Origin of the sequence: Moorena sp. SIO3E8, from assembly GCF_010692445.1 — a bacterium.
Classification (GTDB): Bacteria; Cyanobacteriota; Cyanobacteriia; order Cyanobacteriales; family Coleofasciculaceae; genus Moorena; species Moorena bouillonii.
On the sequence record NZ_JAAHHM010000003.1, the window covers coordinates 56,798 to 72,674 of the forward strand.

The 15,877-nt window shown below is 44.5% G+C and carries 11 protein-coding genes; 2 read left to right on the top strand and 9 right to left on the bottom strand.

The window, feature by feature from the left end; genetic code table 11:
• Nucleotides 1-5,321 (bottom strand): Calx-beta domain-containing protein (locus F6K46_RS01685; protein WP_293052605.1); only part of this gene is annotated, 5,321 nt, incomplete at its 3' end.
• 444 nt (nucleotides 5,322-5,765) lie between these two features.
• Between F6K46_RS01685 and F6K46_RS01690 the strand changes: the two genes are divergently transcribed.
• Nucleotides 5,766-7,055, top strand: coding sequence for a glucose-1-phosphate adenylyltransferase (locus F6K46_RS01690; protein WP_293052608.1), 1,290 nt, complete (start codon nucleotides 5,766-5,768; stop codon nucleotides 7,053-7,055).
• A gap of 333 nt (nucleotides 7,056-7,388) precedes the next feature.
• On the top strand, nucleotides 7,389-8,414 hold the full coding sequence (locus F6K46_RS01695) for a DnaJ C-terminal domain-containing protein (protein ID WP_293052611.1): 1,026 nt from the start codon (nucleotides 7,389-7,391) through the stop codon (nucleotides 8,412-8,414).
• Here the strand turns inward: F6K46_RS01695 and F6K46_RS01700 are convergent.
• The 8 genes from F6K46_RS01700 to F6K46_RS01735 form a co-directional block, all read right to left on the bottom strand.
• A complete protein-coding gene (locus F6K46_RS01700; RefSeq protein WP_293052614.1) occupies nucleotides 8,390-8,686 on the bottom strand; it encodes a hypothetical protein in 297 nt (98 codons plus the stop codon). The genes F6K46_RS01695 and F6K46_RS01700 overlap by 25 nt on opposite strands.
• Nucleotides 8,664-9,209, bottom strand: coding sequence for a redoxin domain-containing protein (locus tag F6K46_RS01705; RefSeq protein WP_293052617.1), 546 nt, complete (start codon nucleotides 9,207-9,209; stop codon nucleotides 8,664-8,666). The genes F6K46_RS01700 and F6K46_RS01705 overlap by 23 nt, the downstream gene beginning before the upstream one ends.
• A 152-nt stretch (nucleotides 9,210-9,361) precedes the next feature.
• Nucleotides 9,362-10,369 carry an NAD-dependent epimerase/dehydratase family protein gene (locus F6K46_RS01710; RefSeq protein ID WP_293052620.1) on the bottom strand — a complete coding sequence of 336 codons (1,008 nt, stop codon included), beginning with the start codon at nucleotides 10,367-10,369 and terminating at the stop codon, nucleotides 9,362-9,364.
• A gap of 142 nt (nucleotides 10,370-10,511) precedes the next feature.
• Nucleotides 10,512-11,456, bottom strand: a complete 945-nt coding sequence (locus F6K46_RS01715) for a glycosyltransferase family A protein (protein ID WP_293052623.1) — start codon at nucleotides 11,454-11,456, stop codon at nucleotides 10,512-10,514.
• Between the two features lie 31 nt (nucleotides 11,457-11,487).
• Nucleotides 11,488-12,447 (bottom strand): glycosyltransferase family 2 protein, encoded by a 960-nt coding sequence (locus tag F6K46_RS01720; RefSeq protein WP_293052626.1) that lies wholly within the window; start codon nucleotides 12,445-12,447, stop codon nucleotides 11,488-11,490.
• Between the two features lie 2 nt (nucleotides 12,448-12,449).
• The gene (locus F6K46_RS01725) at nucleotides 12,450-13,484 is read right to left on the bottom strand and encodes a polysaccharide deacetylase family protein (protein ID WP_293052629.1); all 1,035 of its coding nucleotides are present in this window, start codon (nucleotides 13,482-13,484) and stop codon (nucleotides 12,450-12,452) included.
• Nucleotides 13,481-14,218 (bottom strand): methyltransferase domain-containing protein, encoded by a 738-nt coding sequence (locus tag F6K46_RS01730; protein ID WP_293052632.1) that lies wholly within the window; start codon nucleotides 14,216-14,218, stop codon nucleotides 13,481-13,483. The genes F6K46_RS01725 and F6K46_RS01730 overlap by 4 nt, the downstream gene beginning before the upstream one ends.
• Nucleotides 14,215-15,858: a glycosyltransferase gene (locus F6K46_RS01735; protein ID WP_293052635.1), complete on the bottom strand. Its 1,644-nt coding sequence runs from the start codon at nucleotides 15,856-15,858 to the stop codon at nucleotides 14,215-14,217. Before F6K46_RS01735 ends, F6K46_RS01730 begins: the two co-directional genes overlap by 4 nt.
• Between the last annotated feature and the right edge of the window lie 19 nt (nucleotides 15,859-15,877).

Consider the following 15,877-nt stretch of genomic DNA (forward strand, 5'->3'; position numbering starts at 1 on the left):
ACTGCCCCGGCTGGAACAGTGTCAAGATTAATAGTAAACTCTGCAAGCTCTCCCTCTTCCACAGGAGCGGAAATCTCGCTAATCTCGACTTGACCAGCAGCATCTGCGTCATTATCAGTAATCTGGATCTCGGTGGATGGGATCTCGAGATCCAATGGATATGTCTCGGAATCCTCGGTGTTAGTAATCTCGTAGCTGATAGTGCTGCTGTGGTCACCTTCCGGTACATCGTCATCCACTGCCTTGACCTTAATGGTTTGTTGGCTGGTATTGCTGAGGCTGACCATCAAATCCGTGTCAAAGGTTTCCCCATCAAGACTGATTTCACTGTCTTCATCAGCAGTAATCTTGATCTCTACTGCCCCAGCTGGAACAGTGTCGAGATTAATGGTAAACTCTGCAAGCTCTCCCTCTTCCACAGGAGCAGAAATCTCGCTAATCTCAACTTTACCAGGAACAACTGCGTCATTATCAGTAATGGTGATCTGGCTGGATGGGATCTCGAGATCCAATGGATATTTGTCTAAATCCCCACTGCTGGTAATGGCATAGCTGATGGTACTGCTCTGCTCACCTTCGGGTAAATCGTCATCCACCGCCTGTACCTTAATGGTTTCGGCAGTAGTATTTTCTAGGGTTACTTTCACTTCTTTAGAGAAGGTAACCCCATCCAGACTGATTTCACTGTTATCATCATCCGCAGTAATAGTAATCTCTACTACTCCAGCTGGAACAGTGTTTAGAGCAATAGTATACTCCCCAGGCTCTCCCCCTTCGGTCAGAGGGGAAATCGGGGTGATAACCACTTGAGCAGGGTCGGTAATATTGGTAGTGAGTTCTCCATCTAAGCCAACAGTATAGTTTTCATCCTCGGAAGCTGTAACTTCGTAGCTGATTTTACTGCTGTGATCCCCTTCAACCTGGTCATCATCTCCCGGCTTCACCGTGATTTGTTTTTCCAGAGTCTCAGCGTTGAGAGTAATAACTTGCTCAGAGGCAAAGTCTTCTCCATCTACCTTGATTTCACTCTGGTCATCAGCAGTCAGCTTAACTGTTACATCCCCAGTGGGTCGGGTACTTAAAGCAACTGTGTAGATTCCCTCTTGACCCTCTTGGACAGACACAGGACCATCGATGAAAACAATTCCAGGGTCATCGTCTATAATATTGGCAGTATATGATGGCCCTTCTCCAAGAGGATAGTTCTCAAGATCCTCGCTACTGGTAACTGTGTGAGTGATGGTGCTAGTGTGAACGCCTTCTACCACAGTATCCGGAAGTGCTCGTACCGTAATGGTTTCTTCAAGTGTTTCTGGGTTGAGGCTAATGATTCGCTGAGAGCCAAAGTTGATGTCATCCAGACTAATTGTACTCTGGTCATCAGCTTGGATAGTAATTTGTACTTCTCCGGTGGGAGGAGTATTCAAAGAAACTGTGTAAGTGCCTGAACCATTGTTTTCAGTGATGGTGATGGCCTGGCTGAAGATTAGCCCAGAGTCATTATCACCAATATCGACAGTGATCTCTTCTGGTAGCTCGCCCAGGTCATAGTCTTGGTCTTCGGAAGCAATTTCATGGCTAATTTTGCTAGTGTGATCACCTTCGACCTGATCATCATCCAACCCCTGTACTGTAATTTCTTTTTCCAGGGTTTCAGCGTTGAGGGTAATCTCTTGCTCAGGGGCAAACTCTCCGTCACCCACTTTGATTAGACTCTGGTCATCGGCTTTGATAGTGACTGTTACGTCACTAGTAGGCACAGTGCTTAAGCCAATTGTGTAAGTATCTTCTTGACCTTCCTCAGCAGACAAGGTGGTCTCACTGAAAACAATTCCAGGATTATTATCTGTAATTGTGGCAGTAAAGAAGCCGCTAGTTCCTAGAGGATAGTTAGTGTTATCCTCGGTCTGAGTCACTTCGTGGCTGATAGTGCTGGTGTGAGTTCCTTCAACCAGCTCGTCATCAGCCGCTTGTACAGTGATGGTTTCTTGGAGTTTTTCTGGGTTGAGAGTAATGACTTGGCCGGAGGCAAACTCCCCTTCACCTACCTTGATTAAACTATCGTCATCAGCGGTCAGAGTAACGGTCACCTCTCCAGTAGGCAGAGTATTTAAAGCAACTGTGTAAGTCCCTTCATCACCGCCTTCTGTGATTGCGATCGCATCACTAAAGATTAGTCCAGGGTCATTGTCAGTAATGTCGATAGTAACATCCTCGATCTCCTGGCCTAGAGGATAATTGGTGGTATCACTTGAACCAGTAATTTCATGGCTGATAGTGCTGCTGTGGTCGCCTTCCACAGCGGTGTCATCAACCACCTGGACTGTGATAGTTTGCCGTATAGTTTCCCTGAGCTGGATCGGAAGGCTAGAAGCAAAGTTTGTACCAAAGTCTGTGCTGATTCTAGTCTGTGGATCAGCGGTGATAGTGACTTCTACTGAACCACCCCCCACAGGAGGAGTATTTAAACCAATTTCGTAAGTCCCGATCTCTCCTTCAGTGAGATCGAGATTACTGATAATGACTACTCCAGGCTCATCATCAGTAATCTCAGCTATAACATCTGGAATTTCCAGATCCAGGGGATAGTTTGTGTTGTCTTGGGATTCAGTAATCTCGTGGGTGATGGTGCTGTCGCGAAGACTCCTAAATTCACTATCATCCTTACCCCGCACGGTAATGGTTTGAAGGGTGAGGTCATTAAATGTAACATCTTGACTAGAAGCAAAGCTAGTACCATCAATACTGATTTCAGTCTCATCATCAGCTGTGATAGTAACTTTGACATCTCCAGTAGGCTGAGTGCTTAAACCAATTTCATAGGTATCAGTACTGCCTTCAGTGACCTGAGGAGTACCAATGATAACCACTCCGATATCATTATCAGTAATGGTGGCAGTGACGTCCTCAATGGGTGTGTTCTCATTAGAATAGTTTGTATCCGCTGAAGCAATGCTGTGGGTAATGATGCTGCTGTGAATTCCTTCCGGCGGATCATCATCTACCGCCTGCACCTTGATTTCTTTTTCCAGTGTGCTTTGGTTGAGGGTAATCACCTGCTCTGATCCAAACTCTTGACCATCAACACTGATCAGACCTTGCTCATCCGCTGTAATGGTAACCGTTACATCCTCAGTAGGCTCGGTGGTTAAACTAATGGTGTAAGTACCCTCTTCACCCTCTGAGAGAGACAAAGACTGATTGGAGATAATGACTCCAGGGGTACCATCTTTAATGTCGATAGTAGTAAACTCTGTTCCCTGTCTTTCAGGATAGTTCGGATCCACAGAATCGGTAATTTCGTGTCTGAGGGTACTGGTGTGAAGACCTTCTACATCGTCGTCTATTGTACCTCGCACCGTGACAGTGGTTGGTGTAGTGTCACTAAGTTGAATATTTCGACTGGGAGCATAGTTTATGTTATCCAGAGCAAGTTCACTTTCCCCATCTGTGGTGATAGTAACTGTTACGTCACTAGTGGGGGTAGTACTTAAAGCCACTTGATAGGTTGTCGAGTCTCCACCTTCCTCAGTGGGCTCGGTTGCTGGAGTGATGATCAGACCTGGGTCATTGTCAGTAATATTTACAATTACATCTCCAGCCTTACTGTTTACTTTATAATCTGAGTTCTCTGGAGCGTCAGTAATGGTGTGGGTGATGGTGCTGGTGTGAGCTCCTTCGGGGCTTGAGTCATCTATAGGCTTGACGGTGATAGTTTTTGCGCCTGTGTCACTGAATCTAACCTCTTGGCTTGCGGCAAATGTGCTACCTCCGTCAATACTGATCAGACTCTGGTCATCAGCCTGAATAGTAACTATTACATCTCCACCAGGAGACTCTGTTAATCGAAGTGTGTAGTTACCGTCATTACCCTCTTCAACAGATGAGGCAGTACCAAAATCGAAAAGGCTGGAGCTATCATCAATAATCTGAATGGTAGCGTTATCTATTGTTGTGTTTTCAGGATAGTTGTCGGTATCGTCTGTATCAGTGATTGTGTGGGTGATTGTACTTTCGTGAGGAGTCCCTTCTGATGAGTCGTCATTTCCTGTAGCCTGTACCTTAATGGTTTGGGGTGTAGTATCGCTAAGTGTGATAGTTCCCTGCTCTACAAACCCACTCCCATCCGGCAATTTGATGTCACTATCGTCATCAGACTCAAGGGTGATTGTTACCGGTCCATCAGGATTGGTGCTTAATGCAATGGTGTATTCATTTTCCTCACCTTCTAAAATCTGACCAGTAGGTTGAGTAATGATTACCCCAGGATCATTGTCAGCAATCTTGAGAGTGACATCCCCAACTTTACCACGTGGAAAGTTTGAACTGTTTGAATTAGTAATTTCGTGGCTAATGCTGACTGTTTGAGGTCCTGTGACATCTGAGTCTTCAGCAGCCTGCACCGTGATAGTTTTTTCAAATGTGGTGCTGTTGAGGGTTATCATTTGCTCGGAAGCAAATTCTTGGTCATCTTCTACCTTGATTAGACTCGATCCATTGGCTTTGATGGTGACTGTTATGTCTGCATCAAGCCCGTCTGCTTTAATGGTGTACGTACCTTCTTCACCCTCTGTAATAGACAACATTTGGTTATCGAAGGTGAGCAGATCTGGGTTATTGTCAGTAATCGTGGCAAAGACCTGTCTAGTTTGACCTTCAGAATATTGTCCTTGTGTTGCCTGGGACTGAGTAATGGTGTGGGTGATGGTGCTGCTGTGCTGACCTTCTAGGATGTTGTCCTCAATCCCCTGCACGGTGATTTCGGTGGTGAAGTCAGTTGGGGTAAAGGTTATCTCTCGGGAAGAGACAAAGGTTTTGCCCCCATCTAAACTAAATTCACTCTGACCATCGGTAGTTTCGATTTCGACTGTTACGTTTCCATCCGGCGCGGTACTCAATCCAAATTCATAGGTACCATTTTCACCCCCTTCAATGGGTGTAGGCGTGCCTTGGATATATAGCCCTGGGTCATTATCGGTAATGTCAAGGCTGACAGGAGTAAGTTCGGTATTTAGAGGATAGTTGGCTTCGTCCTCTGTGGCTGTAACAGTGTGAGTAATTGTGCCTGGGTGAACACCTTCAGCAGTGCCATCATCATTAACCCGCACTGTTACAGTTTTTGCTGAGTTGTCACTGAAGACGACGGTGTGTTGGGTATCGAACCCTTGCTCATCCACATTGATTTGACTCTGCCCATCAGTTCTGAGGGTAACAGTGACGGGTTGAGTTGGTGGGGGGTCTAAGGCAATAGTGTATGACGGCTGTTGAGAACTACCTTCATTAAGGTCGATATTTGTTGTTGAAAGAGTAACGTTTGCCATAGTGATTCAAAATGTTTAGTTAGTTATCTATAGCGATAGCTAGTACCAATTGCTAATTAGGGATAGCTGCATCAGAATTCGCTTCGGGTTTGGGTCAATGGGTTTGGGTCTATAGGAATTGGCTAAAGGGATTTCCGACACCCACTGGTATAGGTGTCGATCTGAGTTATCCATCCTCTGGCAATACAAATCCCCGACCGGGTTTCAATTTGTCTTAAAACCTTTCCCCAATTAATTTGACCCAGCGATTTTATTGTCTTCCCCTTGACCTACTACTGTTCACCGGGAAAGTACCGAATTGACTGTGGCGCTAACTAGGGATTTTACATAGACTTCTCGAAAACTTTGCGTTTATAATAAATTACTGGCTTACCCCCCTTGAAAACTGCCCCACACCCGTCAGAGACTGGAGTTGTTCAGGCATGAGCGTTTCAGAGGTGTTTTGTGAAAAAAGTTTTAGGAATCATTCTTGGTGGTGGCGCAGGAAGCCGCTTATATCCCTTAACCAAGCCCCGGGCTAAACCAGCGGTGTCGTTGGCAGGTAAATACCGCTTGATCGATATTCCTGTCAGTAACTGCATTAATTCTGAGATTTACAAAATCTATGTCCTAACCCAATTTAACTCAGCATCTCTCAATCGCCACATTACCCGTGCCTATAATTTCTCTGGCTTGACAGAAGGGTTTGTTGAAATTTTACCAGCCCAAAAAACTGCCGAAAACCCAAGCTGGTTTCAGGGAACAGCAGATGCGGTTCGTCAGTATCTGTGGCTATTTGATGGCTGGGATGTTGATGAATACCTAATTCTATCAGGAGACCACCTCTACCGGATGGACTACCGCTTATTTGTCCAACGTCACCGGGACACTGGAGCGGATATTACTCTCTCGGTTGTGCCTATTGATGAGACACGGGCATCTAGCTTTGGCTTGATGCAAATTGATGATCGGGGCAAGGTGATTGACTTTCGCGAGAAACCTACAGGGGAATTGCTTAAACAAATGCAAGTGGATACTACTGTGCTTGGGCTTACACCAGAACAAGCCAGAAATAGTCCTTACATTGCTTCGATGGGGATTTATGTCTTTAGTAAAGCAGTGATGAAAGAACTCCTCGAAGCTAATTCTGAGCACACAGACTTTGGTCACGAAGTTATCCCAGCCTCGATGCAAAAATATAACATTCAAGCTTACTTATTTAATGATTATTGGCAAGATATCGGCACTATTGAGGCATTTTACAATGCTAACTTATCCCTGACTCGTCAACCTAAGCCATCCTTTAGCTTTTATCAGGAAGATGCTCCGATTTACACCAGGGCTCGTTATCTACCGCCCTCAAAGCTTTTAGACTGTCGGGTAACAGAGTCAATAATTGGGGAAGGGTGTATTCTCAAAGACTGCCGCATTAATAACTCGGTATTGGGATTGCGATCGCGAGTGGAAGCTGGAACAGTTATCGAGGACAGTTTAATTATGGGGGCTGACTACTATCAATCTTTAACAGAACGTCTCTCAGCCCAAGAACAAGGCCAAGTGACTTTAGGGATTGGTAAGGATACCGTTATTCGTCGTGCAATTATCGATAAAAATGCTTGTATCGGTAACAATGTCAAAATCTTCAACAAGGATCGTGTGGAAGAAGCCAACTGCGAAAGTGAGGGATTTTATATTCGTAATGGCATTGTTGTAGTGATCAAAAATGCCGTAATTCCCCATGGAGCCGTGATTTAGTATGGGGTGGAAAGGGTAAGCTAATCCACATCAAAATTAGGCGCTAGGCAAACTTACCCTAGGGATAGGGATTAGACATGCTTAGCCTAGGCATTAAGTACTACAACCATTAACCATTAGCCTCAGACCTTGCTACCTCAGACATTGCCCTAACCCTGAAAAAACCTTTGACAGAGTATGCGCCCATGTACGGAAATTGCGATCGCACCAGTGAGGAACAACCGAACTAAGTTTACTTGAAACCTTTGTTACCCTAGCGTTGAGGTAGATAAACCATAATCCAAGGGCAATAACTTACCCCTTACGATCTTAGACGATTAGGAGAAACTCTTGATGGCTGCGACCGACTTCAAAGACTATTACTCCATCCTAGGAGTCAGCAAAACTGCTAGTGCTGATGACATTAAAAAGTCCTTTCGGCGTTTGGCCCGGAAGTACCACCCAGACCTGAATCCTGGTGACAAACAAGCCGAGGCTCGCTTTAAGGAAGTCAATGAAGCCTACGAAGTTTTATCTGACTCGGACAAACGCAAGAAATACGATCAATTTGGTCAGTACTGGAAGCAAGCGGGACAAGGATGGTCTGGTCGTAGTGGAGTCGGTGTTGATGTTGGTGGCTTTGATTTTAGCCAGTACGGCAGCTTTGACGAGTTCATTAATGAATTGCTGGGTCGCTTTAGCACTGGTGCCCCCGGTGGTGCTGGCAGAAGTAGTCATAGCTACTCCTACCGTACAAGTACTTCTAGCTCTAATGGGTTTAATGATTTTGGTGGTTTTAGTGGCTATAGCAGCACCTCAGGCTTTAACAACACTACAGGAGCAAGTGCTGACCGGGAAGCAACCATTAGCCTCAGTTGGTCTGAAGCCTTTAATGGTGTCCAAAAACGTTTCAGCCTAGGTAGTGAAACTATAACTGTCAAGATTCCCCCTGGTGCCAAACCCGGTAGTCGTATTCGGGTGCGAGGCAAGGGTCAGGTCAACCCTCTGAATCAGCAAAAGGGAGATTTGTATTTGAAAGTAGAACTCAAATCTCACTCTTTCTTTGAGTTCGATGGTGAGAATCTGGTTTGCGAAGTGCCAATCACACCAGATGAAGCCGTTTTGGGTGGGTCAATCGACGTACCAACTCCAGATGGCTCTGTGAGTATGAATATTCCTGCTGGTATTCGTTCTGGTCAATCTCTGCGCTTGCGGGGTAAAGGCTGGTCTTTACCTAAGGGTGGACGTAGTGATCAGTTAGTGCGAATTACGATAGTAACTCCGAAAAACCTCACTAATCAGGAGCGGGAGTACTATGAAAAAATCCGTGAAAGTCGCCGCTTCAATCCTCGCAGTCACTTGTCCCAAGTTCGACTTTGATTATAGCAAGTCTTATACCCATGAGGTACAAATCTCTGGGTTAATGGGAGCAGGGAGCAGGGAGCAGGGAGCAGGGAAGAGGCAAGAGGCAAGAGGCAAGAGGTAAAAAATAATGTGTACCTCATAACTGCGATAAACGCTATATATCTAGCAATTTTCAATGGGGCTAGGTACTTTCCTGCTGGGTTAATTGGAGTAGGCAGTAGGGAGTAGGCAGTAGCCAGTACGGGTAAGACAATGGAAGGTACCTCATAAGAGGGTGTCGATGGCATTGAGCAGTCTATCTACTTCAGCATTGGGATTCAGGAAAGAAAATAGATGTTGAAAGCGGAGTTTTCCTAGCTGATCTAAAAGAAATTGGCCAGGTAGGGGAGCACCAAGTGCTTGACCAAGGTTATAGGCACGAAAGGTTCTACAGTTGGGGTCGCTCAGCAGTGGCATTTGTAAACTGAGATCGTTAACAACTTGTTGGCTTTGCCTGATATCTGTACTCGTAATCATTAACACCTCAACCCCTTTCTCAGTCAAGCGTTGGTAGTTCTCATTGATGTTTTTGATGTGAGGGAAGCACAGGGGACAGTAATGCTTTTCTGTGAAAATTCGGGTGAATGCCAAGATGACCGGTTGTTTGCCCTGATAATCGGATAATTTGGTCTGACGGTTATTGGTAATATCTGGTAGCTCAAAATCAGGTGTCCTTGCTCCGAGTTGTAGCGCGTTAGTTGCTGGTACAGGCACAAAATTGTGGAAGAAGCGCTGATTGATTAAGCCACTAAAGTTAAGGTCTCTCAGCATCAGGGGTTCAATTCTCCTGGAGAGGGAATAGTTTATGGTTACTGTTATAGTTTACCTGTAGGCACCCTCAACTGTAGCTAGTTCAGGCAAAGAAGAGCGATCGCTACCCATAAACCAGCAGGACTTACGCAAAACTGAACCCCATCTTCCCATCAGGACCGATTCACAATTTCAATGGGTGACAGCTGATAGTGATTAACCGGACTTAATTTTAATGAACTTAATTTTAATGATTCGATTAAACGCTGTAAACCTGACTCTACTGACCACTGAGGTGTAAAATCTAAACAGGAAGATACCCTTGAAATATCAGCTTGGGAATGTTGAATATCTCCTGGACGGGCAGGGGCAAATTTAGTTTCTGATTTCCACTGAGGAAAGCACGTTTTTAGACTATCAACGAGCTGAAGTAAAGAAGTAGATTTTCCGGTGCCTAAGTTACAAATTAAGCATGAGCCGGATTCTAGGGGTGTTGTTAAAGCTTTGGCAAAAGCCCTGGCAACATCCTTGACATAGATAAAGTCTCGTGTTTGAGTCCCATCTCCGTAAATAGTGATGGGTAAATTGTGCTGCATGGCATTAACAAAGATAGAAATTACACCGGAGTATGGGGAGTTAGGTACTTGTCGAGGACCAAATACATTAAAAAACCGTAATCCCACAAATGAAAAATCTATTTGTTTGGCAACTAAACTGGCATATTGCTCGCTCACCAGTTTTTGTAAGCCATAGGGAGAAATAGGAGAAGTCTGTTGATTTTCTGAAATAGGTACTTGGGTTGGATTGCCATATACAGCGGCTGAGCTGGCAAAGACTAGTTTAGGAATGTTTAAGGTTTTGCAAAGTTCAATAACAGCAATCGTTGCCGAAAGATTATTGTGATGAGACTCTAGAGGTTGCAGCCAAGATGCTGTAACCGAGGGGGTGGCTGCTAAATGGGCAATGCCATCAATTTTACTTGTAAATTTAGTTGTAAAATCCTCTGGTTTACAGGTGGATATGTCTTTTTCCAGGAATTTGAGATGAGGATGCTTAGGTAGGTTTTGTAAGCTACCGGTGGCAAGGTTATCAACTACTGTGATCTGATGACCTTCTGATAGAAGTTGTTCGGTAAGATGAGAGCCAATAAAACCAGCTCCGCCAGTGACAATAAAGTGCATAATTTTTGAGTTTTTACTAAGTAATGGTTAACTAAGTAATGGTTAACTAGGTAAGGTTTAACTAAGTAAGTTTTATTTGCCTAATTAGTGTGAGATTTACTAATCAAAATGAGCTCCACTAAGTACTCTTGATCACCTTGTCTTAAGTCTGAAACCAATGGCGAACTGTTACAGGCAATGTCCGCTGTGCTATTAACCTCACAAGAAGCTTAGGTCGCAAAAGGTAGTACAGGATAGGATGCTTATAAGACCAAAGTCTCTTTTCAAGAGCATCCCAGAGTTCAGTATCTTTGACCCCTTGTTGAGATAAATACTTTGATAGCCAGTTTAAGAAAGTCAGATGCGCTGGATTCAGATGACCAGGAGTGTATTTTCCTGTTTGCTCTGCCATAGAACAGCAGTTATTAGGATGCTGTCTATACCAATCCCAACAGTCACTAGTGACAAATACAGGGGCTTTGAGATATACCTTGGCGAAAAAGGCTTGATCTTCGTACATTCCCTGGAAGCTTTCTTCAAATCCACCTGTAATATCAAATAGTGTTCGCCGGATCAGGACGCTACAAGTGGCGGGAGTTCTAGCTTGATTTTGCAGCAACAGGGTGAGCAGCCTGGGGGAGTCAAACAAAGTATTGTAGTCAGGCGCAATTTCTCGCATGGAGTCGCGATGAATATCTTGAGGTTTCTCGGTCCAGCTATACCAAAATTTAGTTAGACCACAAACTACATCGGCTTCTGGTTGTGAACTGAAAATTGCTAGCTGCTTTTCCAGTTTCTGGGGCAACCAAATATCGTCAGCATCTAAGAAGGCAATATACTCCCCTTTGGCATGGTGGATGCCTAGATTGCGTGTGGCACTCATGCCCCGATTCTGATGACCTTCGTGTTCCAAATAGCGGACTTTTTCCGGGTATTTTTGGGCATATCCCTGGGCAATTGCTGTGCTATTGTCGGTGGAGCCATCGTCTACCAGCAGCAGTTCCCAGTTGTTATAGGTCTGGGCAAATACGCTTTCAATGGCTTCTTCAATGAACTTCTCAGCATTTAAGAAGATCATAATGCCAGAAACTAGTGGTTTGTGACTCATTTGATATCACTCCTATTCAATTCAAGTTTATTTACTTTCCGTTAATGGACAATATTAATGATCTGAGTTCCGAAAATTTTGAAAACGTTTTCAATATACTTAATAGTCTTTGTTTGATCTTCCATTTAAGATACATAGACTTGGAGGACCAATAATACACAGTGGAATTACTAGCTAGTAATAGTTCCTTGATGAATACATACCAGACTTTGATATCTTTGATTTTATGTTCAGATAAGTACTGTCCTACCCAATTCAAATAAAATAGACGTGCAATATACTCTTTGCCTGTTTTTTCTGCAATAGAACAGCAGTTGTTCGGGTGCTGTCGATACTTGTACCAACAATTGCTAACTGGAAAAACCGGTGCATGGAGACAGATCTTGCTGCAAAAGACCTGATCTTCATAAAGACCTCGGAAGTTTTCCTCAAAACCACCAACATCTTCTACAATCTGACGTCGCAACAACATGCCAGATATGCTAATCCGGCGTTGTAATAAAAGAAGAAACAGGGTTGGTGGATTGATCAGGGTATCGGTCTGCACACCAACCTTTTCGAAATAATCCCGTTGTTGGTCTTCAGGATTTCCAGTCCAGCTATACCACCATTGAATTGGTCCGTAGACCATGGCAGCCTCGGGATGAGCATTCAAGAGAACAACTTGCTCTGCCAAGGTATTTGGTAACCAGATGTCATCAGCATCTAAAAAAGCAATATATTCACCTTTGGCATGGCGGATACCCAGATTGCGAGTGGCACTCATGCCGCGATTCTGGTGACCCTCGTGTTCCAGATAGCGAACCTTTTCCGGATATTTACGAGCATACTGCAAGGCTATTTCTGTACTACCATCAGTGGAACCATCATCAACCAGGAGTAGTTCCCAGTTGTCGTAAGTTTGAGCAAAAACACTCTCAATGGTTTCTTGAATAAATGGTTCAGGGTTTAAGAAAATGATGATAGTGGAAACTAGTGATTTGTTATTCATAATTAAAGCCATCTTGACAACCAACGAGCAAAGGTTTTTCCGTCCCAATCCTGAACCTCAACACGAGGCAACAGAAAAGAGTTGCTATGTTTATGAACCCGGTCAACAACACTAGAACAGGCGCAGGTAAATCCAGCTTCTTTGATACTAGAAATAGTGTCAGCAGTGTAATCGCCATGGGGATAGGAAAAACTCGTAACTGGATGCCCTAGGATTTCCTCAAGATAGTGTTTGCTTTGTTGGATTTCATCCTGCTGAGAAGCTACTGGAAGTTTAGAAAGAAATGGGTGGGTTACTGTGTGAGCCCCGACTTCAATCAGTCCCCCTTCTTCGAGAGCTAACAGTTCCTCAGGAGACATAGAGCGATGGGTCGAGCGACCAATTGGTTCAGCATTAGCCCAGACCCTAATTGCCTCTAGCACCTTTTCTCGCTTGTGGGTAGATAAAGGATATAGCAGTTGATAAAGGGAGCGATAGAGGGTATGGCGAAGGGTGGGATCTTCTTTTCCTGCAGCACTCCAATGGCGATAAAATTGGTAATCAGCTTGACTGTAATAGGCGGCTTTGCCTAATTCCCATGTGTAGGTACTGCCGTTGATAGTTAACTCAAGTATTTCCGGTAATATACCAGGTTGTAATATTAGTCTATCTAGTTCATCCCACCAGAATTCATGCCTATGGCCAATTCCTCCAGTTGTTACAAAAACTGTTGCGGGAATGTCATAGCGTTTCAATAATGGTTTAGCATTGTAAAAATTATCAGCATAGCCATCATCAAAGGTGATAACAACTGACCGCTTTCTAAGCTGGCGGACGCGAATTGTTTCTGTCAATTGCTGTAGACTCAGAGGGTAACGATGTTTTCGTAAAACCTCTAGATGTTCCGCAAAATGCTCTGGGCTTACACATAGAGACCAAGGGTCTGAATCTACTTCAGCCACACGGTGGTACATTAAGATCACCACACCTGGCAAGATTTTATTTTTGAGCCGCCAGGCTGTCTTTTCCAATTTGCTACTGACCTTGCCTATGCTCATGGTTTCAGCTCCTTGACGACTCTAGCCGTAATTAAGACCTGGTAGTTAGGGTCGTGATAGTTGAGTTGTGCCTGGGGCAATTCCTTAGTTACCAAGCCGTGCAGAAATGCGATCGCACTCAACACATTGCCTTGGGCTTCAACCTGCACTGGGGTTTCTCGAAAGGCTTCCTTAAAAAGTCGCTGAGTTGACAGAGTAGTGAAACTCCAGTATTGACCCCAGCGATTCATATCATCACAGCTGATTTGGGTGATGCCTGGAACAGTGGCGAGTAGGACACCGCTGGGTTTGAGAATGCGGTGGAGGGTTTTGAGGGCGGCTGGCACATCGTAGATGAATGGGAGAGTTTGAGTTAGGATAATGCAGTCGAAGGTGTCGGATGGTAGATGGTCAGCCTTGGTTAAATCTGCCACAATCGTGGCTTGGGGATTACCCTCTTCCACATGAAGCACGTCACTCTGGGTGACGCGATCGCCACCGAATTTGTGAGTGTAGAGAGGTTCTTTAATCTCTAGTACGTGTCCTTTAATATCCTGACCATGACGGGCAAGAAAATGCTCAATATAATATCGGTCAATAGGTAAACCCCGGTCTAGACCGAAGTCAGAGCTGATCGGCTTGACTCGTCGGAGGCTACCAAGGTTTACCCATCCTACTGGTAAACGACCGTGCCATATTTCTCGTAGCCAGCGGTATACAGAAATAGGCCATCTGCTAACCTCCGTTATAGTCATGATTTCACCTCCCCTTTAACTGCCCTGACTGTAATTAAGACTTGATACTCGCGGTCTCGGTAATCAAGTTCTTTCTGGGTCAACTCCTCCATGGCTAGTCCCTGCAAAAATGCGATCGCTGCCAGTACATTGCCATGGGTTTCAACGTGAACGTTTGTTTTCGGAAATAGTTCTTCAAATAGCAAGCCTGCTGATTGAGAGGTCAAGGCCCAACACCAATCATCGCCCCAGTCGCATTTAACGATTTGGCTGATTCCCGGAAAAGTGACCAGCAAGACTCCACCAGGCTTAAGGATTCGGTGGAGTGTCCCTAAAGCGGTTCGCATGTCGTAGATTAGGTGTAGGGTTTGTGTCAGGATTACGCAGTCGAAAGCCTCTGACGGGATGTGATCAGCGTTGGTTAAGTCTCCCACAAAGGTGGCTTGGGGATTGCCTTCCACGACGTGGAGTACATCGCTTTTTGTGACCTGGTCTGCTCCGAAACGACAGGTGTAGGTGTTTTCGCCAATTTCCAATACTCGTCCTTGGATGTCATTACTGCGGTGAGCAAGGAACTTTTCGATGTAGTAGCGGTCTATGGGGAGACCACGGTCATAGCCAAACTCGCGACTGATAGGTGTAATCCGCCGCAGGCTGCCAAAATTGACCGACCCTACTGGTAGACGACCATGAAATATATCGTATAACCAACGGTATCTAGAGGCAGGCAATGTTAGCTTTGCTATTGGTTGCAATTGTGCTTTCAACTGTTTTTTCATAGGTTTTACAAAATATCGAATACGATTTTTCCAATACTGCAAGGCTGGATGATTATATCGCCATAGCTCCTTTTGTAGAGCAGACCAAAGTTTAGGGTTTTTGAAGCTTTCTTTAGACAGATATTCCTTTAACCAATTCAAGAAAATCCGACGAGCCGTATATTCTTTTTTTGTGTCTTGGGAGGTATAACAAATAGAATCTTTATGCTGACGATACTTTTCCCGACATCCACTTTCCACAAAGACAGGGGTCTTCAGGAAGATTTTGGCTAAAAAGACTTGATCTTCATAAAGACCTCGGAATGTCTCTTCAAAGCCACCGACCTCTTCGACAATCTGCCGTTTTACCATAAAGTTAGAGGGACAGGGAACAGCGCCTCCACCTTGTATCAAGAATTTAATTAGGGTTGGTGGCTGAATCAGAGTATTGAGTTGAACTCCCAATTCTGGCATGTAGTCCCGCTGACTGTCTTCAGGATGGCCAGTCCAGCTGTGCCAATACAAAGTATTTCCATAGACCATAGCAGCCTCTGGATGAGAGTCCAAAATTGCTATCTGTTTTTGCAGTTTCTGAGGTAGCCAGATATCATCAGCATCTAGCAAAGCAATGTACTTACCCTTAGCATTACCAATACCCAAATTACGGGAGGCACTCATGCCGCGATTTTCGTGATCTTGGTGTTCTAGATAACGTACCTTGTCAGGATATTTTTCCACATACCGTTGGGCAATGGCAGTACTGTTATCGGTGGAGCCGTCGTCTACCAGCAGCAATTCCCAATGGTCATAGGTTTGCGCAATTACACTGTCTATTGCTTCCTCAATGAACTTTTCAGCATTTAAGAAAATCGTAATTACAGAAACTAATGGTTTGCTATTCATCTCATTTATTTATACAAAA

Bases quoted from the DNA above. Each gene is read 5' to 3' on its own strand.
- F6K46_RS01735 (WP_293052635.1), bottom strand. From the start codon at position 15,858: ATGAATAGCAAACCATTAGTTTCTGTAATTACGATTTTCTTAAATGCT.
- F6K46_RS01695 (WP_293052611.1), top strand. From the start codon at position 7,389: ATGGCTGCGACCGACTTCAAAGACTATTACTCCATCCTAGGAGTCAGC.
- F6K46_RS01710 (WP_293052620.1), bottom strand. From the start codon at position 10,369: ATGCACTTTATTGTCACTGGCGGAGCTGGTTTTATTGGCTCTCATCTT.
- F6K46_RS01725 (WP_293052629.1), bottom strand. From the start codon at position 13,484: ATGAGCATAGGCAAGGTCAGTAGCAAATTGGAAAAGACAGCCTGGCGG.
- F6K46_RS01720 (WP_293052626.1), bottom strand. From the start codon at position 12,447: ATGAATAACAAATCACTAGTTTCCACTATCATCATTTTCTTAAACCCT.
- F6K46_RS01705 (WP_293052617.1), bottom strand. From the start codon at position 9,209: ATGCTGAGAGACCTTAACTTTAGTGGCTTAATCAATCAGCGCTTCTTC.
- F6K46_RS01700 (WP_293052614.1), bottom strand. From the start codon at position 8,686: ATGCCATCGACACCCTCTTATGAGGTACCTTCCATTGTCTTACCCGTA.
- F6K46_RS01730 (WP_293052632.1), bottom strand. From the start codon at position 14,218: ATGACTATAACGGAGGTTAGCAGATGGCCTATTTCTGTATACCGCTGG.
- F6K46_RS01715 (WP_293052623.1), bottom strand. From the start codon at position 11,456: ATGAGTCACAAACCACTAGTTTCTGGCATTATGATCTTCTTAAATGCT.